Below are 20,667 nucleotides of genomic sequence, written 5' to 3'. Positions count from 1 at the left end.
CATTAGAGCTGTAAATCAAACCAGTGATCTCACTTTTTATCACTTATCCCATAAATCTGTGGATAACATAGTGTAAGATCCTGTTTATTATCAGTGGGAATAGGTGAACAATCATAATGAGTCTATTTTTAATGCAGAGAACATAAATGAAAAAATCTTTTATATCATGCTATTATCAAAAACATTATGGTAATGATAAATTAATAATGATTTACAATAATCCACCAGAACACTTTTTAACCAGTAAAAAATATACTCTATAACATGTACTTTACACCACCATCACCACCTGAAAATGAACAACAATTATTCGATCGCGCCCATTCTCTGGCTGGTTTATCAATGGGGGAACTTGCTGCGCAAGCCAGACTTCCCATTCCCCCTGATTTAAAGCGTGACAAAGGCTGGGTCGGCATGTTGCTTGAATATTATTTAGGCGCAAATGCCGGCAGTAAACCCGAGCAGGATTTTGAACATATCGGTATTGAACTGAAAACGATCCCTGTGGACAGCAAAGGTTCTCCATTGGAAACAACCTTTGTCTGTGTTGCACCGTTGACAGGGAACAGCGGTATTACATGGGAAAAATGTCATGTCAGGCGTAAATTATCCCGTGTTTTGTGGATACCTGTTGAGGGTGAAAGAAGTATTCCTCTTTCTGAACGCCGTGTCGGCTCACCACTACTTTGGAGCCCGAATATCATTGAAGAAGAATTACTGCGACACGATTGGGAAGAACTGATGGATCTCATTGTGTTGGGGAAAGTCGAGAGCATCACAGCCCGTCATGGTGAAGTGCTGCAATTGCGCCCCAAAGCGGCCAATAGCCGAGCATTGACCGAAGCAATCGGAGAATATGGTCAGCCAATAATGACACTGCCCAGAGGCTTTTACCTGAAGAAAAATTTTACAGCGCCGTTATTGGCCCGCCATTTCTTCTTGTAACTTCTTGTAACTTCTTGTAAATTTTTGTCACTTTGCAGTAAGTCACAATACCAGACTATGTCTCAAAATTATCGCTGCAAAAATAAAGATGACTGTAGTAAAAAATACATCCCGTTACCTAAAACCAGTGAATACACCCAAAATACGATGATGCTTTCTAAATAGATAAAATGGGTTAATACATACAGTTTGTGAGATTGTCGAGTATACCTGAAATCCATTGTGTATATACAACAAGTGCGTGACAAGGGCGATTAACCTCAACTCATCCCTGTAACCGGAAAGAGGAAAGATATATTTCAAAAAAACCAAAAATTCATCCATGATGATATCATGAAAAGAAAAAATTACTTTTATTTACCGTACTATTAGAAAAATAAAAAAACATTACAAATAACATTTACAATGTTTTGCTCGTTCATTATTTAATGATTACACTTTATTTTAATAAAAAATTTATTTAAAACAACCTTTGACTACCAAAATTTATTTATGGCATATTAAAACTCAACATTCACCATATTGCTTTCATACATAAACAAAATCATAAATATTTTGATGAAAATGGCCTCTCCATAAGCCATCCTATTTCTATCAAAAATTTACTCTTTATCCTTTAAAAGTAATTATCAATAATTCGCAATAATTCAGCACAGACTTCATTTAGTATAATTAGATTAATATGATAAAAAAACTTAATATTGCTTGCAGTAACAACACACACCATTTTTTTAATAGTAAAAGAAAGATAATCAATATCAAAGAAACGCATTTTATTGATGTATCTGCTGTTGTGATTTCATTAGAAGATACGTTAAATGGCGAATTAGAACGTATTGAAGCCACACAATATTCAATCCCTGTTTATCTTTTCTTATCCGAAAACGAAACACTTCCCGCACATCTCTTTTCACGGCTCACTGGTGTGTTCCAATCGGAAGAAGGCAATAAAGACTTCTATGGGCATCAGTTGGATACCGCAGCCGATGAATATGAAAAAAGTTTATTGCCTCCATTCTTTGGTGCAATGACCGAATACCTTGCACAAGAAAATATCACTTTTGGTTGTCCGGGACATCAGGGTGGACGATTTTTCCAGCGCCATCCCACAGGAATGCAGTTTTTCAATTACTTTGGCGAAACATTGTTTCGTTCAGATCTATGCAATGCTGATATCTTCATGGGTGACTTGCTCATTCATGAAGGGGCCCCCTGCGATGCACAAAAAAATGCGGCGCGAATCTTTAATGCCGACAAAACCTATTTTGTCCTTAACGGCACGTCCTCTTCCAACAGAGTGGTATTAAACGCCCTGCTGACGCCCGGCGATCTGGTGCTTTTTGATAGAAATAACCACAAATCTAATCATGTTGGTGCACTTATTCAGTCAGGTGCCACACCCATTTATTTGGAAACCGCCCGCAATCCATTTGGTCTCATTGGTGGTATTGATTCCCGATGCTTTGAAGAAACTTATCTGCGTAACTTAATAAAAGAAGTTGATCCTGAACGTGCTTCTGAGAAACGCCCTTTTCGTCTGGCCGTCATTCAGTTAGTCACCTATGACGGCATTGTCTATAACGCCAGACAGATAATAGATAAAATTGGTCATCTTTGTGATTACATTCTGTTTGATTCAGCATGGCTCGGCTATGAACAATGCATCCCCATGATGACCGACTGTTCACCGTTATTACTGGAACTCAATGAAAACGATCCGGGGATCATAGTTACCCAATCTGTCCATAAACAGCAAGCCGGTTTTTCCCAAGCATCCCAGATTCATAAAAAGGATCGGCATATAAAAGGTCAGTCTCGTTATGTAAATCATAAGCGTTTCAATAACTCTTTTACTGCTCACGCGTCTACCAGTCCGTTTTATCCACTTTTTGCAGCTCTTGATGTCAATGCCAAGATACACGAGGGGAGAAGCGGCACGAAGATGTGGATGGACTGCGTAAAAATAAGCATTGAGGCGCGAAAATTAATTACGCAGCAATGCAAATATATCAGGCCATTTATACCCGATACCATCGGAGGGCGTTTCTGGGCTGATTATGATACTGAAGAAATCGCCAATGACCTGCGCTTCTTCAATTTTATGCCCGGTGAAAAGTGGCACTCATTTGATGGCTATGCTGAACAGCAATATTTTGTTGATCCCTGTAAACTCGTGCTAATCACCCCCGGTATTGATGCTGATACCGGGGAATATGACAAATTCGGTGTTCCTGCGACGATTTTAGCCTATTTCCTGCGCGAAAATGGCATCATCCCAGAAAAATACGACCTGAATTCAATTCTATTTCTGCTCACTCCAGCAGGAGATATGGCTAAAATAGGGCATCTTGTCTCCCAACTCATCCACTTTGAGCACTTGCTGGAACAAGATGCACCATTAGAAACTGTCTTGCCTTCGCTCTGCCTTATCCATCCAGAACGTTATCAACACCAGACTATCCGGCAACTGTGCCAACAAATGCACGATCTCGCCATTCAGCAAAACTTTAAACAGTTACAAAAAGAAATATTCCGTAAGTCTCATTTCCCTAAAATTGCCATGAGTCCCCAAGAGGCAAATATTGAATTAGTCCGTGGTAACGTGGAACTGGTCGCACTGCGGGATATTGAAGGATTGATTGCGGCAGATGGTGCAGTCCCTTATCCTCCGGGAGTTTGCTGCGTTGTCCCGGGTGAAGTTTGGGGAGGTTCAGTATTGCGTTATTTTCTTGCACTGGAAGAAAACATAAATCAATTCCCCGGTTTTGAACAAGAGTTACAAGGCATCTATCTTCAGAAAGAGAAAAACGGGCAGACCCGTATTTATGGTTATGTCATTGATTCACAAAATTTTGCTAACCTAAAGAGCAACAACGTGAAAAACGACGAGTGTAACGGGTAATAATAAATCATTCGGTGGCCCGCCAAGTGGCCACCTTGATAATTGTTGTTCGCCCAAAAGAATGCTCTATTTTTCTTTCAGTCTAAAGTCAAATTTAGTGTTATCTATCCTGTCTACATATAAATTAAGTTGAGAATCTGAAGAAATCTTTAATTTAGTAATGTCAACAAGTCCAGAGGACGGATGGTAACTAAGGTAGATAGTGCCTACCACTGGATAACTGCGATTATCCTCGTTTCTAATATAAATGGCACATGTGATCCGATTACTGCTAGCCTTTGATGGTATATGAACATATTCCACTTTGCTGCCAACTTTAACAGAAGGAATTTTAGCATCACTGATTCCTTCTGCATCCAGTATCATCAAATAAGTCCCTGACTTGGCATCAGTTGTATCTATCAGCTTCAGACTAATCAAAAAATTAGATTGTCGATAACCCTCAATATTACTTGTTTCAATCACAATTATTCCTCTGCTGGTATTATTACAATCAAATCATTTAAATTCCATCAGATATACTTTTAATTTTTAAACCTTGTCGTTTTTTTCGATATATGAATTTAACATATTATATTGAATATATTGTGTTAAAATCGCATTGCATTGAACGAATTGTATTCAAAATGGAATTTTAAACTTTTTTATTAAAATTTATCATTAATAATTTTAATAACATCTATATAAATAATAATATTTTACAGAAGTATAGTTAATCAATGAAATAATTACGTATTTTAAATCACTCTAAATTAACCTTTCTCATTGCTTAAATACTTCTTTACTTTTTTGAGTGCCATTTGCCTTTTCAGTGGAGACAGATAATCGATAAAAATAATACCGTGTAAATGATCGATTTCATGCTGCATCACAATCGACAGAAAATCATCGCTTTCTATCGTAATCGGCTTACCATACCGATCCTGTGCTTCTACCTTCACTTTTTCAAACCGTTCAACATCCACGTAATATCCGGGTATCGACAGGCAACCTTCCTGATTAGTGACACGACGCTCTTTTTCAACGATTTTGGGATTAACCAAAACCATTGGCTGATCACGGTTTGGCGAAATATCAATGATTAAAACTGCTTCTTTACTGCCAACCTGTGGTGCTGCTAAGCCAATGCCGTTGTCGGTGTTATACATAGTTTCCAACATGTCATCAACCAACGTTTGAACTTTATCAAAATCAGTGACATCAACACATTTTTGTCTCAGTCTTTCATCTGGAATGGTAAGTATATTCAGAATTGCCATAATTTATCATCCTCATAGTATCCATTTAACCATTTATATTTCAACGTTGTTGAACAACTATATTCCTGAGGATTCGTTCCCTTGTCGTCCAGCTACAACTTGAAATCTATCGGGCATATACATTTCTGATAAAAACAAATATATATCATTCTCAATTAGAGATCAGTAATTATAAAAACACCTTGATTTTAAAGAGAATTGGGAATATCAATCTGAATAGTTCAAAAAAACAAAAAATGCCAACCGAAAGAAAATCAGTTGGCACATTGTTTTAATTATATTAGTTTTAATTATCTTAGTTTTGATTACGTTAGCTTTCTGTTACAAATCCGCGGCTTCCAATGCCTGAGATAAGTCATCAATCAAGTCATCAACATTTTCAATACCCACAGAAATACGGATCAGCTGTGGCGTAATACCTGCTGCCAGACGTTTTTCCAGCGGAATAGAGGCGTGAGTCATGGTAAATGGCTGACCAACCAGACTTTCCACCCCCCCCAGACTTTCTGCCAATGTGAATAATTGCAATTCTTTAATAACTCGATTTGTATAATCCTCATCGCCTTTCAGTACGATGGAAATCATGCCACCAAATCCCCGCATCTGATGTTTTGCCAATTCATGCTGAGGGTGAGAGGCAAGACCGGGATAGTACACTTTCTCAACTTGTGGCTGCTGTTCCAACCAATGTGCAATCTTCTCCGCGCTGCTAATATGGCGATCCATACGCAGGGCCAGTGTCCGGATGCCACGCAGAACAAGGAAGCTGCTGAAGGGATCAAGGATGCCGCCAATAGAGTTTTGCAGGAAGGCAACTTGCTCTGCCAGTTCTGCGTTGTTCCCCACAACAGCAAGGCCGGCAATCACATCAGAATGGCCATTCAGATACTTGGTAGCAGAGTGAACTACGATATCAAAACCCAAATCAAGCGGACGCTGAATATAAGGGGAAGCGAAAGTATTGTCCGCAACACTGATGATATTATGGCGCTGGGCAATCTGTGCGATAGCCGCCAAATCAGCCAATTTCAACAGCGGATTAGTGGGAGTTTCCACCCAAATCATTTTAGTATCAGGTTGGATAGCCGCTTCCAGCGCCGCAGTATCCCCTGCCGCAACATAAGTTATCCGCAGACCCGCTGTCCGACGACGCACTTTCTCCAGCAATCGGTAAGTACCGCCATAGAGATCATCCACGGCAATAATATGGCTATCTTTATCCAGTAACTCCAGAATGGTAGAACTGGCAGCCAGACCAGAGCCAAACGCATAACCACGAGTGCCGTTCTCTAACTCAGCTATTGCGCTTTCCAGCGCAGTACGCGTCGGGTTTCCACTACGGGAATATTCATACCCTGTATGCTGACCCGGAGCAGGTTGAGCATAAGTCGACGTGGCATAAATTGCTGGCATGACTGCACCTGTATGATCAGGAACATAACCTGCGTGAACGCTTTTTGTATCAAACTTAATCTTATCAAACTTAGTCATTAATTTATTCCTGAAATAGATCAATTGAGTTGTTGACGCCATGCGTTCAGCACATCAGTACGGGTAACAAGGCCAAGGAATTGATTGTTATCATCGACAATCAAAGCGACATGACCCGCATCAAAGGTAGCGATCAACTGTCCCAATGGTGCGTTTTTATTAAGTGTATGAATCTGACTCGTCATCGCTTCAGTGACGGGCAGAGAAAAATGGCAAGAATTAGCCTGAATAGTATGCATGAGATCCCATTCATCAATGATCCCCACAACCTGATCGTTTTGGATCACCGGTAACTGTGAAATGTCATACAGACGCATACGCCCATAAGCAATTTTCAGGGTATCTTGCGGTGAAACTGAAACCGTTGCCCCATCCTGATAACGATATGTGATGTAATCACTCAAATCATTTTCTTGTGGTTGTGAACGCAGCCCTTGCTCCAATAACCAGTAATCATTAAACATCTTCGACAAATATTTGTTACCACTGTCACAGGCAAATGTAACCACGCGTTTCGGTGTTGTTTGTGCGCGGCAATAACGTAGTGCAGCAGCCAGCAGTGTTCCTGAAGAAGAACCCGCTAATATACCTTCGGTCAATAATAAATCCCGGGCGCTGGAAAAAGCTTCTGCATCAGTAATGCGATAGGCATGGTGAACTTGAGAAAAGTCGCCAAGAGGTGGGACAAAATCTTCCCCGATGCCTTCCACAAACCAACTGCCCGCTTCGTCATAATGTCCATGCTCAACATAATCGGCAAGAATAGAGCCTTTGGGATCAGCGAGGACAAACTTTGTCTGGGGGGAAACATTTTTAAAATACTGACTTAGCCCGCCCAGCGTACCACCAGAACCGACACCAACCACTATCGCATCCACATCCTGTTCCATTTGTTGCCAAATTTCCGGGCCGGTTGTCATAAAATGGGCATCTGAGTTCGCAGAATTATTAAATTGATCAATATAATAAGCTTCACTGATTTCTTTTGATAATCGCAGTGCATAGTCCTGATAATATTCCGGATGCCCTTTACCAACATCAGAACGCGTGAGGCGCACATCCGTCCCTAATGCCCTCAAATGATAAATTTTTTCCCGGCTCATTTTATCAGGCACAACCAAAATCAGTTTATAGCCTTTCATAGCAGCGACCAACGCCAATCCGATACCGGTGTTACCCGCAGTGGCTTCAATGATAGTGCCGCCAGGCTTCAGCTTACCCTGCTTTTCTGCCTGCTCAATCATTGAAAGTGCCACCCGATCTTTAATCGAACCACCCGGATTTTGGTTCTCTAACTTAATAAACAACTGACATGGACCTGTATCCAGATGAGTAAGTTCCAGTAACGGTGTATTCCCTATCAGTTCAAGAACCGAACGTGGTGCAGCCATATTAGCCTCTTGATAATCGGTAAATTTACAAATAAAACTTTTAGTTTGGGAGAGAGTAACGCCGCATGGCAATCAATCTGAAAGAATAAATACAAACTACATATAATAAAAAGTAATTAGCTAATTCAATATTGATAGTTAAAACATGATTTCTGAATGATTTAATAATACGTAATTTCTGAAAATATAGACTCAATTTAAGTCATATCGCCACAATCTTCCCAGTATAACTCTCAATATATATATATCGCCCTTCACACCAGCAAACCCAAAAAAATAACATACACTTAAATCACATAATGCAATCAATTTCTTAACAATCAAAAATAAAGAAAAGAGGAAATATATGTATACATATCAAGAGGCTGCCAACCTTGCTGCATTAGTGTTATATGCTGCTGAGATGAATAATCAACATTATAATAATCCGATGCCTCCTGCCGATCCGCGCATTGAAGAAGATGGATGGAAAATTATCGCGTATATTTCGGCAGATGATACCTCTTTCTCAGTAGAAACCCGAAAGTTCGCACTACCAGAACATACCTGTTACGGATACGTTGCACAAAACAATCAATCCCCATATGACTATGTTGTTGCTATACGTGGAACAGACCCGACCATCTTGCTAGAAGATGTCCACGATGGGTTAATTGATCATACATCACCCTGGGCCAGATACCCTGCAATAGAGGTCAGCAGAGGATTTTTCAGCGTTTATGACTCAATGAAATTGATGGTCATTGATTCTGTATCTCACGGTGATTATGACAATCTCAAACTGGCAACGGCGATTACTCAACTTATCGGCGCAAATAGCCGATTGACAATCACTGCTCACAGCCTTGGATCGGCTATTGCGGCCTATCTTATGTATGAAATTTCGCCCATGATTCACAATCATTCAGCCTGTTTGTTTGCCTGTCCAAGACCGGGAAACGGCGAATTTGCCCAACGTGTCAGCCAGAATTTTAGCAACTTTGAGGTGCTTAACTATGTAGATGATGTCATTCCTCATTTACCCCCTGAAATACTGGGATATTCATCACTGGAACAAATCAAAGAATTTGAGTCCCAAACTCATATAGATATCTCGGATGGCCCGCTATGCAGCCACTATTTAATCAATTACATCGCAAGGCTAGATTTTGATGTGTTCAGAAGAATCACAAAATACGGTGATATCGATTCTTGTATAAACCTGTAATGACTGTTCAGGCCAGACAAGATGACTTGATTTTTTTGCTGGCCACTGCAATACCTATTTGATGTTAGGAATTCATAAATAGGAGAATAAAGATGAAATTGCGTGGTTACACATTACGTAGTCGCACATTACGCCGTTATACGCGCCGTTATACATATGGTGCAATATTACTGGCAGGCAGCCTTTTCACACCAGCATTGTGGGCAAAAGGGGAAGCTCATTTGTTATTCCATATGGGATTAGGCGCCAATGGCCAATTCTTTGTGGGCGGAACACTGCAAAACAAAGGCGATCAGCCTGTAGCGGGAGGGTATCTGGCTGTATTGCCCCTTAACACCAAATGTGAGCCAGAAACACTGGTAGTTCACGCATTTGAACTATTGACTCCCGGGGAAAAAAAAGAGTTTCGCGTCCCAGTAAGTCAGCCGCTAAGCGGTTACCGTTTAATTGGTTTTGGTGCTTATGATGATATGGGTTTCCCTCTTACAGCCATAGATGAAACAGCAGAAATCATTAAAAAACGCGAACCGGATGAGCGCAGGTCGTGTCTGTCTGCACGGAAAACCACCACTGAAAATAAAAAAGCAGAAACGCCAAAATCCTAATTTTGAGATCTCAAAAAACGCTTTCATGAGACGATGATTTTATAACCTGAGGATGGTTTATATTTTAATAAACCATCCGTTTTGTAACCTATTACTTTCTACAATTAAAAATTTATTTAATAAATTCTCTATCCGTATTTATCCGCGCTAATACAAAACCATCCCAGCCTTTTTGTCCGACAGTTTGTAAAGCCGTTACAGTGATATCAGGACGATTAAGCATTGAATCAAGAGCCTGACGAACCCCTTCTACGGATTCATCACGCTGCTCATCCAAAATCATACCTTCACGAACCATATTATCCATGATGATAATGCTTCCCGGATGCCCCAATTTAATTGCCCAATCTAAATATAGTGTACTGCTTTGCTTATCTGCATCGATAAAAACCAAATCAAAAGATGCTTCCTCTGCCAGTGTTGGCAGGGTCTCGCCAGCATCTCCTACAATGATTTTGATCTTATGGGCAAGCTGTGCCCTGTCGATATTATGCTGGGCGACGGCGGCTACGTCAGGATCTTTTTCCAATGAGATCAGCAGACCATCATCGGGCAGTGCCTTTGCCATACACTGAGAACTATATCCCCCCAATGTGCCAAATTCCAGAATACGTTTTGCACCACTTATCTGCACCATCATCATCAAAAACTGCCCTTGCAGCGCAGAAACATCAATAGCCGGCAAGCCTTGGCTGGCATTGTATTCAAGTGTCTTATCAAGATTCGGGGATGGTGGCAGCAGCACTTTCCTGAGATAATCATCAACGTCTGTCCACTGCTGCTGAAGTGTTGTTTGCTGTTGGTTAGAACTCACAATCATGCTCCTCTCATTGTTAAAATTAGGGATTGCACCTATTCTCAAAATTTAAAAGATAAAGAAGCGAGTTGGCTGGCTCCTTTTGTTGCCTGACAAATATAAACGCTCGCTTTCAGGCCGGTTTTGGTTTTGTATTGATATTCGATTGCTTTCTTCACCCTTTCCACCAAGTCTGGGGCAAGCAATACCACGACACATCCTCCAAAACCACCCCCTGTCATACGAACGCCCCCACGATCACCAATAACATTTTTTACAATCGTGACCAGTAGATCTATTTCACTGACAGTAATGTCAAAGTCATCACGCATGGAAATATGAGACTCGGCCATAAGCTGGCTTAAAAGAAATAAATCACCCGCTTTTAAAGCATCCGCCGCTGCCTCAGTACGCAAATTTTCGCTGATCACATGACGAGCGCGTTTAGCAAGCAGCCGGTCAAGCAAACCCTGTTTGGCATTGAAATCGGCAAGGGATACATCACGCAATGCTTTTACATCTAAAAAGCGAGCCGCATCTTCGCATTGCTGCCGACGGATGTTGTATTCACTTTCTACCAGTCCCCGTGGCTTATTGGAATTAATGATCATCACAACCATATCATCCGGCATGGTCACGGCTTGAGTTTCCAAGGTACGACAGTCAATCAACAAAGCGTGATTTTCTTCCCCGCAAGCAGAGATTAACTGATCCATAATCCCCGAATGACAACCGACAAACTGGTTTTCCGCCTGCTGTCCATTCAGTGCAATTATTTTAGGACTGATATCAAGCTGATAAAGCGAATTAATGGTTTGTCCAATCACGACTTCCAGTGATGCAGATGAACTCAGCCCTGCTCCCTGCGGAATATTGCCACTAACGGCAATATCCATGCCGCCAAATGAATAACCGCGTTCTGCCAGAGACTTCACCACTCCACGGATATAATTCGCCCACATTTTTCCTTGCTGAAAGAGAATAGGCTGAGAGAGATCAAACTCATCACGTTCATTATGATAGTCAACGGCTATTATCCTGACTCGTGTATCCTCACGCTTGGCTGCGGCAACTACTGTATGATAATTAATCGCACAAGGCAAAACGAACCCATCGTTATAATCTGTATGCTCACCGATTAAATTCACTCGCCCCGGAGCCTGAAAAAAGTGCGTTGGAGAATAGTAAAAACACGTATTAAATGATTTTTTTACGTCTTGGATTAACACCTTTATCACGATACTTTCCCCCATAAACGTGTTTGCTAAGGCATTAACACGCTTTGAAACGGATATCACTGACACTACGCAATCGCTGAGCCGCCTGTTCTGGTGTCAAATCACGCTGAGGTTCAGCAAACATCTCATAACCCACCATAAATTTGCGAACAGTGGCTGAACGCAATAACGGCGGATAAAACAACGCATGTAACTGCCAGTGCTCAACCGTATATTCTTGCGTTTTGAGATCATTATCGCGTTGATTATTAAAGAAAGGGGCAAAATGCCAGCCCATCGAATAGGGAAAAGTACATTGAAAAAGATTGTCATATCGGCTGGTCAGTTTTTTTAATGCGACAGCCAAATCATCACGCTGAGCTTCCGTCAGCTCATTCATGCGACGGATATGGATTTTCGGTAACAACATCGTTTCAAACGGCCACATAGCCCAATAAGGGACAACCGCCAGCCAGTGCTCGGTTTCCACAACAGTACGTGAACCATCTTTCCGTTCGGCTTCAACATAATCCACCAGCAAATTAGTTCCTTGCTGGCGATAATATTGCCGCAATAATGCATCTTTATGAGCCAGTTCATCGGGCAGGAAATCACTGGCCCATATTTGTCCGTGAGGATGAGGTTGAGAACACCCCATCTGCTCCCCTTTATTCTCAAAAACCTGAACCCAGATATAACGTTGGCTCAGTTCTTCAATCTGTTCATTCCACGTATCAATGACGCGCCGGATCTGCACCAATGCCAATTCCGGCAACGTTTTGCTGTGATCGGGCGAAAAACAGAGTACCCGACAAACACCACTCACCGGCATTGTTTTAAATAGCATTGTTTTAAATAACATTGTCTTAAATAATTGGTTATCAGGAGGAGGAACATCAGTAAGAGGAATATCAAAGGATTCAGACAGCAAAGCAGGATAGTCATTCTGGAATACATAGATATCCTGATAATCTGGGTTGTTCTCACCTGAGACGCGGGGGTTTCCAGGACATAAAAAACAGTGTTCGTCGTAATTCACCAGCGCAACGTGGAGGGGATTTTCATCAATTCCACTCCACGGTCGTTTGGCCCGGTGCGGTGAAACAATAATCCATTTACCAGTCAAAGGGTTATATCGTCTATGAGGACAATCAACAACATTGAATTGCATCTTTGGCATCATTGAGTTCTCTTATTTTTACAACCCCAGCCAAATGACTAATAAATCCTTATTATTTCATTTTGTAATTATTTCACTTTATAGCCATCAGGATTCCGGGACTGCCAGCGCCATGCGTCTGCGGCCATTTCCACAACAGTGCGATTTGCTTTCCAGCCTAATTCACGCTCGGCTTTCTCCGGGCTTGACCAACATTCAGCAATATCACCCGGACGACGTGGACATATCTCATAAGGAATCAGCTTACCACAAGCCTTACTAAAGGCTTCCACCATTTCCAGCACCGAGGTGCCTTTCCCCGTGCCCAAATTATAGATATGCAAACCGGATTGCTTACCAACAGCATTGAGTGCAGCAATGTGTCCGTCAGCTAAATCCATAACATGGATATAATCACGAACGCCTGTCCCATCCGGTGTTGGGTAATCATTGCCATAAACAGACAGTTTTTCCCGACGGCCTACCGCAACCTGAGCGATATAAGGCATCAGGTTGTTAGGAATTCCCTGAGGATCTTCCCCCATCGTGCCCGAAGGGTGTGAACCAACCGGATTGAAGTAACGCAATAACACTACAGACCAGTCATTTTCTGCATGGTGAAGATCAGACAGGCAACGCTCTACCATATACTTACTGGTGCCATAAGGATTGGTGGTATTGCCTACCGTGGATTGTTCAGTAATCGGCACGGCATCCGGATCACCATAGACCGTTGCAGATGAGCTGAAAATGAGACTTTTTACACTGGCTTTGTGCATACTGCGTACCAGCACCAGCGTCCCGTTAACATTATTGTCATAATATTCGACAGGCTTGGCGACCGATTCCCCGACCGCTTTCAAACCAGCAAAATGAATAACTGACTGAATTTGATGGCGGGAGAAAATATCATCAAGGAATGATTCATCACGAATATCCCCTTCATAAAACAGTGGCTGAACCCCGGTCAATGCCTCAATGCGAGCCAGAACCTCGCGATTGGCATTACACAGGTTATCGATGATGATCGGCGTCATTCCGGCCTCCAACATCTGGACACAAGTATGGCTACCGATATATCCCATTCCACCTGTTACTAATATTTCCACATTAACCTCTTTTTAAAAATGATAACGACTGAGAGTATAAAAAGAGTCAGCACATTAGTGAACTAAAACTAAAATATGGCAGAATTGGGGAAATAATCATTTTTGAATGACTCTCTATCCAACAATCACAGCCAGTAATAAAATCCGACAATGAAAAAAATTACTTTTATCTCTGCTCAGGCCACAACCGAAAATGATCCTTTTTTTACCAAAATACAAATAGGTTCACTATCTGAACATCCTGATATTCAAATCATGCAGGCTTATTTTGATCAAGTTTACTATCGGAATACATTATTTGATGAATGCGGCATCACCTACCCGACCGGATTACAGAATGCGGTTAATAAACGCAAAGCAGAGTATCTGGCAGCCCGCTACTGCACTCAACAAATTTTAAATAATCTGGGTCATTCGGCATTTCAGGTAACGAATGCCCAAGACCGTTCCCCGGTCTGGCCTGACAATATTTGTGGCTCTATCTCCCATTCCGCCAACTGCGCCATTGCGTTTGCGACTACCTGTTCCGATAAGTACCGGATGATCGGCGTAGATATCGAGCAGGAAATTAAGACAGAAACCATCAATAGTGTTTCTGCGAGCGTCATCAATGACACCGAAGCTGCATTACTGACCGCATGTACATTATCTTTCGAACAGACATTTACCCTTGCATTCTCCATCAAAGAGAGTCTGTTCAAGGCTCTTCATCCCCATGTAAAACGCTTTTTCGATTTTCATGCAGCGGAAGTGACCTCAATTGATTGCAGTGATCACACAATGAGCATCAAACTACTGCAAACATTATCTGATGAATATCGGGCAGGTTCGCAATTTCACGGAAATTTTGCCTTAATGCCGCAACAGCAAGTGCTGACGTATATTGTGCAGTGATATGATCTGTCCTTGATTTAAGACCTATATTGTTTTCAAACTCTGCAAAGTAAATTTACAAAGTACATTGAATTTATTGAAAAAATTATTATTTAGTTACATTTCAGGATTTGTTGCCCATTCCCTATATATTTTAGCTGAGCAATAATGACGATATAAACAATAAAGGCTCATCTTTAAAATGAGCCTTTAAAATATGATTTGTCGGATTTTTACCGATTTAATGCATCAGAGATCTTTCTTCGATGCCTGCAAATACAGCAACTCCAGACCAATCGTCGCGGCAGCCAGCGCCGTAATTTCAGATTGGTCATAAGCCGGAGCGACTTCTACTACATCCATGCCGACGATATTCAGTGGTTGCAAGCCACGCACGATCTTCAATGCACGGTCAGAGGTCAATCCACCAATTACTGGTGTCCCCGTCCCCGGTGCAAATGCCGGATCAAGGCAATCAATATCGAATGTCAGGTAAATAGGCAGATCGCCAACTATGGTTTTGATCTGCTCAACAACGTCATCAATCCCGCGATCATTAACCTGACCGGCATCCAGCACAGTGAAACCATTATCTGTATCATGTTCAGTACGAATGCCTATTTGTACTGAATGATGAGGATCGATCAGCCCTTCATTTGGCGCATGGTAAAACATCGTACCATGATCAAATTTACTGCCATTTGGATAAGTGTCCGTGTGAGCATCAAAGTGGATCAATGCCATTTTGCCGAAATGTTTTGCATGAGCGCGCAACAATGGCAAAGTGACAAAATGGTCACCACCGAAAGAGAGCATACGTTTACCTGATGCCAACACTTTTTCAGCATGAGCCTGTAACTTATCGCTCATATCCTGAGCATCACCGAAGTTAAACACCAGATCACCGCAATCCACCACATTCAAGCGCTTGCGCAAACTGAAGTTCCACGGCCAACGGCTGCTTTCCCATGCCAGATTAGTCGATGCCTGACGAATGGCGGCTGGCCCGTGACGGCTACCTGCACGTCCCGAAGTTGCCATATCGAAAGGCACTCCGGTAATGACCCATTCTGCATCACTGGAATAAGGCTGAAAATTTAACGGAAAACGCAGGAAACCGAAGGCATTTGAAACCAAAGAGTTATCAATTTGATTCCCTAAAGAGCTAATACTCATAATATATCCTCGAAAGTCCCGTGCCCATTTGTTAGCAATAACAGTAGCATGGGATTTATTTACGCTAGAAAATTATTCATCTTCCAAATAGGTGTAGCCATACAGGCCGTTTTCAAATTCTTGCAGGAATTGAGCCTGCAAATTTTCATCCAGATCAGTCGACTTCACTTGATCACAGAAGCGGGTCAGCAATACCTGCGGGTCCAGTTTGACATACTGGAGCATATTGGCAACAGAATCACCCTCTTCGCTCTGCTGATAAGTCACTTCACCGTTTTCTTCAACATAAACATCAATGGCTGCCGTATCACCAAACAGGTTATGCATATTGCCCAGAATTTCCTGATATGCCCCTATCATGAAGAAACCAATCAATGGCGGACAATCCGGATCATAAGCTGGCATTGGCATTGTTGTTGCCACACCATCACCATCAATATAATGGTCAATCGTACCGTCAGAATCACAGGTGATATCCAACAAAACAGCGCGGCGATCCAGTGGCTTATCCAGTCCTTCAATTGGCAGGACCGGGAATAACTGATCAATCCCCCACGCATCCGGCATTGATTGGAATAAAGAGAAATTCACGTAGAATTTATCTGCCATGCGCTCCTGTAATTCATCAATAATAGGACGATGGGCACGATTGCTTGGATCAAGATCCTGCTGAATGTGGCGACAGATATTTAAATACAGCTCTTCGGCCCACGCCCGCTCTGACAGATTCAGCATTCCGTGGGCATATTGAGTATGGACATCATGCAGATCAAACTGACTGTCATGTAGCCACTCGCGCAAGGAACGACGGCTGCCGTCAGATTGCATCTCCAGCCATGTATCCCACAAGCTGGTCAGAGGGCGGGAAGCATCTTCTGCTGGCGGCGTTGTTTCAGTAAACTCATTACGTTCTACCCCAATCACATTGGAGATTAAAACAGTATGATGGGCAGTCAATGCGCGACCGGATTCAGTAATGACGGTTGGATGAGGCAAGCCATGCTCTTCACACGCATCACCAATGCCCCAAATGACGTTATTCGCGTATTCATTCAAACCATAGTTAACCGAGCATTCTGACTGTGAGCGCGTACCTTCATAATCAACACCCAGACCACCGCCAACGTCGAAGCACTGAATATTGACACCCAACTTAGAGAGTTCGACATAAAAACGGGCTGATTCACGTACACCGGTTGCTACATCGCGGATATTCGCCAATTGAGAACCCAAGTGGAAATGCAGTAATTGCAGGCTATCCAGTCTTCCCGATGAACGCAGGGTTTCAATCAATTGCAATACCTGTGCGGCCGCCAGACCAAATTTGGATTTCTCACCGCCACTGGCCTGCCATTTTCCTGAACCTTGCGAAGCCAGACGCGCCCGTACCCCCAAACGTGGGATCACATTGAGACGCTTGGCTTCTTCCAGCACCATTTCAATTTCAGACATCTTTTCGATAACCAGATACACTTTGTGTCCCAGTTTTTCACCGATCAGAGCCAGACGAATATACTCGCGATCCTTGTAACCATTACAGACAATCACAGTACCTGTCATGCCAGCATGAGCCAATACAGCCATTAATTCCGCTTTAGAACCGGCTTCCAGTCCGATCGGCTCATCAGCGTTTGCCAGTGTTTCAATAACACGGCGTTGCTGATTAACCTTGATCGGATACACCAGAAAGTAATCCCCTTTATAGCCATAAGATTCACGCGCACGCTTAAACGCTGCATTGATGGAACGCAGGCGATGTTGCAAAATCTGGGGAAAACAAAACAATGCCGGTAAACGTAATTGTTTTTTTTCTTCCTGAACTTTTTTCACCAATTCAGCGAGTTCAACTTGAGCTCCCGGTAAATCAGGATTTGGACAAACACTGACATTACCCAGATCATTGACATAGTAATAGTTGCCACCCCAGTATGCGATGTTGTAAGTCTGTTGCATTTTGCGGGCGATATTATCATTCATGGCAGTCTCCTTCATGGAGTCGAGGTTTGCCTTCACCTGTTGAGTCAATAACCCAAGACACTATTTTATAGTGCGTATCTTGCGCATTAAAAAATGTCAGGGAACAGCATGCTCTTAAATTATAGGAACGTTTAGAAGGAACTAAACAATATATTTATTGTGTGGCTATATGATGCCAACTCGATATTGCCTGCTTATACCTGCTGTCTTTCAGGTTGCATCCTGAAATCCATTGGGTATATATGGTTACGGGTAACATCGAAATGAATTCACAGATGAAAGGAAGGAACTGGATGTGGATACATCAGTGGCATAATGTGGCTGTTGGCCGTTAACTATCAGCAGATAATGGTTCATAAGCCCATTCACCCCACATGGCTTACCTATCGCAAGCCGTTTCTCAATTGAGAAGCAGGACACACGAGTCCCCTGCAAACGCCCCGTAACTTTAAGAGAGAAAACTTAACTCAGTTACGCGCGCAGTTTATACCTGTAATCCAACAAAATTGCAAAATGAAATTTATGTAAATTACGCCGGGTAAATCTACGGGTATAGAACCGAAAGCTAAAATGTCACACCATGAAAGATATTTAAAATTAAAAAAACTGGTATACTCAGCAAGAGTAACTTAAAATAGCCGTCTAGATGGTAAAACATCCCCCCCTAAAACCATCCACCTTTAATCCAAAAAATTATATTTAAGGTAATGAAATATAATGACTACACATCTTTTTACTTCTGAATCAGTTTCAGAAGGACACCCAGACAAAATTGCCGATCAAATTTCCGATGCTGTCCTTGATGCAATCTTAGAACAAGATCCTAAAGCGCGTGTTGCCTGCGAAACCTATGTTAAAACCGGTATGGTGATGGTTGGTGGCGAAATCACTACCAGTGCATGGGTTGATATTGAAGAAATTACGCGTCGTACAGTACGTGAAATCGGTTACACCAGTTCAGATATGGGCTTTGACGCCAATTCATGTGCGGTTATCAGTGCCATTGGTAAACAGTCTCCTGATATCAACCAAGGTGTTGACCGGGCAGATCCTCTGGAACAAGGTGCTGGCGATCAGGGTCTGATGTTTGGCTATGCAACCAACGAAACTGATGTTTTAATGCCAGCGCCTATCACTTATGCACACCGTTTAGTGGAGCGTCAGGCTGAAGTTCGTAAAAACGGCACACTACCGTGGTTACGTCCTGATGCAAAAAGTCAGGTAACATTCCAGTACGACAACGGCAAAATTGTTGGTATTGATGCCATTGTGCTTTCTACCCAGCATTCAGAAGATATCAATCAAAAAGCGCTGCAAGAAGCCGTGATGGATGAAATCATCAAGCCTGTTCTGCCAACGGAATGGCTTACTCCGATGACTAAATATTTCATCAACCCAACTGGCCGTTTTGTTATTGGTGGCCCAATGGGTGACTGTGGCCTGACTGGTCGTAAAATCATTGTAGATACTTACGGTGGCATGGCGCGTCACGGTGGCGGGGCATTCTCAGGTAAAGATCCTTCCAAAGTTGACCGTTCGGCTGCCTATGCAGCACGTTACGTTGCCAAAAACATCGTTGCAGCAGGTTTGGCTGAACGCTGTGAAATTCAAGTGTCTTACGCCATCGGTGTTGCAGAACCAACCTCTATCATGGTGGAAACATTCGGTACTGAGAAAGTTTCAACTTCAACACTGATTCAATTAGTACGTGAATTCTTCGATCTGCGTCCTTATGGTCTGATTAAAATGTTGGATCTGCTTCACCCAATCTATCGCGAAACTGCGGCATACGGTCACTTCGGCCGTGAGCAATTCCCGTGGGAAGCGACAGATAAAGCAGAAATTCTACGTTCAGCAGCAGGATTGAAATAGTTTTTCGTCAGCCTATAGAACCCGCAAATATTCTGCGGGTTTTTTTATGACTCTTGGTGACTTAATGATTGGATAAGTAGCCAATAGAAATTAAACTTTAAAAATCAGTGAAATATAGTATACAACCGCAATGAAAACAGTCAGTGTTCCCCTCTCTTTACAGCATGCTGTTATGAGCACTATGCAGCAAAAATTGGAACAGGCGAGTCATTTTCTACAACAAAGCTTTCCTGAACCCAGCATTAACTATCAGCAAAGAGGCACGATTGCGGGTAGCGCCCGATTGCAGGATTGGGAAATCCGCCTGAATCCGATTTTGTTGATCGAAAATCAGCAAGCATTCATTAATCAAGTCATTCCCCATGAATTGGCACATTTATTGACTTACCATCAATTTGGTAAGGTTGCACCACACGGGAAAGAGTGGCGTTTCATTATGGAAACCGTACTCAAAGTACCTGCCAGCCGGACACACCAGTTCTCTGTGCATTCTGTCCGCAGTCAAATATTCATTTATTGTTGTTATTGCCAAGAACATGAACTGACAATAAGGCAGCACAATAAAGTGCTCAGGGGGAAAAGTTGTTATGTCTGTCGGCAATGTGGAGAAAAGTTAACATTATTAGAATGATTATTATCGTCAGATTAGGTGACTATACCTGTCGTTTTGCCAGTTGCAGCTTTGTTG

The 20,667-nt window shown here is 42.3% G+C and carries 17 protein-coding genes; 7 read left to right on the top strand and 10 right to left on the bottom strand.

Translation table 11 applies throughout. The annotated features are described in order from the left end of the window. The first annotated feature begins 264 nt into the window (after window positions 1-264). Window positions 265-945 (top strand): DNA mismatch repair endonuclease MutH, encoded by a 681-nt coding sequence (gene mutH, locus FE394_RS01480; protein ID WP_319924623.1) that lies wholly within the window; start codon window positions 265-267, stop codon window positions 943-945. Window positions 946-1,630: 685 nt separating this feature from the next. Continuing rightward, window positions 1,631-3,847 (top strand): ornithine decarboxylase, encoded by a 2,217-nt coding sequence (locus tag FE394_RS01475; protein WP_419836284.1) that lies wholly within the window; start codon window positions 1,631-1,633, stop codon window positions 3,845-3,847. Window positions 3,848-3,913: 66 nt separating this feature from the next. Here the strand turns inward: FE394_RS01475 and FE394_RS01470 are convergent, their stop codons facing one another. The 4 genes from FE394_RS01470 to FE394_RS01455 form a co-directional block, all read right to left on the bottom strand. Continuing rightward, complete coding sequence (locus tag FE394_RS01470; RefSeq protein WP_319924621.1) at window positions 3,914-4,312, bottom strand: hypothetical protein; 399 nt, start codon at window positions 4,310-4,312, stop codon at window positions 3,914-3,916. A 287-nt stretch (window positions 4,313-4,599) separates the two neighbouring features. After that, window positions 4,600-5,106, bottom strand: coding sequence for a peptide deformylase (def, locus tag FE394_RS01465; RefSeq protein ID WP_319924620.1), 507 nt, complete (start codon window positions 5,104-5,106; stop codon window positions 4,600-4,602). A 321-nt stretch (window positions 5,107-5,427) separates the two neighbouring features. Beyond that, complete coding sequence (locus tag FE394_RS01460) at window positions 5,428-6,597, bottom strand: trans-sulfuration enzyme family protein (protein WP_319924619.1); 1,170 nt, start codon at window positions 6,595-6,597, stop codon at window positions 5,428-5,430. A gap of 20 nt (window positions 6,598-6,617) precedes the next feature. Further along, the gene (locus FE394_RS01455; protein WP_319924618.1) at window positions 6,618-7,988 is read right to left on the bottom strand and encodes a pyridoxal-phosphate dependent enzyme; all 1,371 of its coding nucleotides are present in this window, start codon (window positions 7,986-7,988) and stop codon (window positions 6,618-6,620) included. 346 nt (window positions 7,989-8,334) lie between these two features. Between FE394_RS01455 and FE394_RS01450 the strand changes: the two genes are divergently transcribed. Together FE394_RS01450 and FE394_RS01445 are read left to right on the top strand one after the other, a co-directional pair. Further along, window positions 8,335-9,195 (top strand): lipase family protein, encoded by an 861-nt coding sequence (locus FE394_RS01450; protein ID WP_319924617.1) that lies wholly within the window; start codon window positions 8,335-8,337, stop codon window positions 9,193-9,195. Between the two features lie 92 nt (window positions 9,196-9,287). Then, a complete protein-coding gene (locus FE394_RS01445) occupies window positions 9,288-9,800 on the top strand; it encodes a membrane-associated Zn-dependent protease 1 (RefSeq protein ID WP_319924616.1) in 513 nt (170 codons plus the stop codon). Window positions 9,801-9,912: 112 nt separating this feature from the next. Here FE394_RS01445 and FE394_RS01440 read toward each other — a convergent pair whose 3' ends face one another. From FE394_RS01440 to galE, 4 genes are all read right to left on the bottom strand, one after another. Next, a complete protein-coding gene (locus FE394_RS01440) occupies window positions 9,913-10,614 on the bottom strand; it encodes an O-methyltransferase (protein ID WP_319924615.1) in 702 nt (233 codons plus the stop codon). A 44-nt stretch (window positions 10,615-10,658) separates the two neighbouring features. Then, the gene (gene galK, locus FE394_RS01435) at window positions 10,659-11,831 is read right to left on the bottom strand and encodes a galactokinase (protein ID WP_319924671.1); all 1,173 of its coding nucleotides are present in this window, start codon (window positions 11,829-11,831) and stop codon (window positions 10,659-10,661) included. A 37-nt stretch (window positions 11,832-11,868) separates the two neighbouring features. Next, window positions 11,869-12,993, bottom strand: a complete 1,125-nt coding sequence (locus tag FE394_RS01430) for a UDP-glucose--hexose-1-phosphate uridylyltransferase (protein ID WP_319924670.1) — start codon at window positions 12,991-12,993, stop codon at window positions 11,869-11,871. Between the two features lie 68 nt (window positions 12,994-13,061). Beyond that, window positions 13,062-14,081, bottom strand: a complete 1,020-nt coding sequence (gene galE, locus FE394_RS01425; protein ID WP_319924614.1) for a UDP-glucose 4-epimerase GalE — start codon at window positions 14,079-14,081, stop codon at window positions 13,062-13,064. A 150-nt stretch (window positions 14,082-14,231) separates the two neighbouring features. Here galE and FE394_RS01420 point away from each other — a divergent pair, with 150 nt between their 5' ends. Continuing rightward, window positions 14,232-14,975 carry a 4'-phosphopantetheinyl transferase family protein gene (locus FE394_RS01420; protein ID WP_319924613.1) on the top strand — a complete coding sequence of 248 codons (744 nt, stop codon included), beginning with the start codon at window positions 14,232-14,234 and terminating at the stop codon, window positions 14,973-14,975. Window positions 14,976-15,203: 228 nt separating this feature from the next. Here FE394_RS01420 and speB read toward each other — a convergent pair whose 3' ends face one another. Together speB and speA are read right to left on the bottom strand one after the other, a co-directional pair. Further along, window positions 15,204-16,130: an agmatinase gene (gene speB, locus FE394_RS01415; protein ID WP_319924612.1), complete on the bottom strand. Its 927-nt coding sequence runs from the start codon at window positions 16,128-16,130 to the stop codon at window positions 15,204-15,206. A gap of 72 nt (window positions 16,131-16,202) precedes the next feature. After that, window positions 16,203-18,107 (bottom strand): biosynthetic arginine decarboxylase, encoded by a 1,905-nt coding sequence (gene speA, locus FE394_RS01410; protein WP_319924611.1) that lies wholly within the window; start codon window positions 18,105-18,107, stop codon window positions 16,203-16,205. 717 nt (window positions 18,108-18,824) lie between these two features. Between speA and metK the strand changes: the two genes are divergently transcribed. Continuing rightward, entirely contained in the window at window positions 18,825-19,979 is a 1,155-nt protein-coding gene (gene metK / locus FE394_RS01405; protein WP_319924610.1) for a methionine adenosyltransferase, read from the top strand. A gap of 130 nt (window positions 19,980-20,109) precedes the next feature. After that, entirely contained in the window at window positions 20,110-20,610 is a 501-nt protein-coding gene (locus tag FE394_RS01400; RefSeq protein WP_319924609.1) for a SprT family zinc-dependent metalloprotease, read from the top strand. Window positions 20,611-20,667: the final 57 nt, after the last annotated feature.

Source organism: Xenorhabdus littoralis (assembly GCF_033949345.1).
Taxonomy (GTDB): Bacteria; Pseudomonadota; Gammaproteobacteria; order Enterobacterales; family Enterobacteriaceae; genus Xenorhabdus; species Xenorhabdus littoralis.
This window is presented reverse-complemented; position numbering and strand designations above follow the sequence as displayed.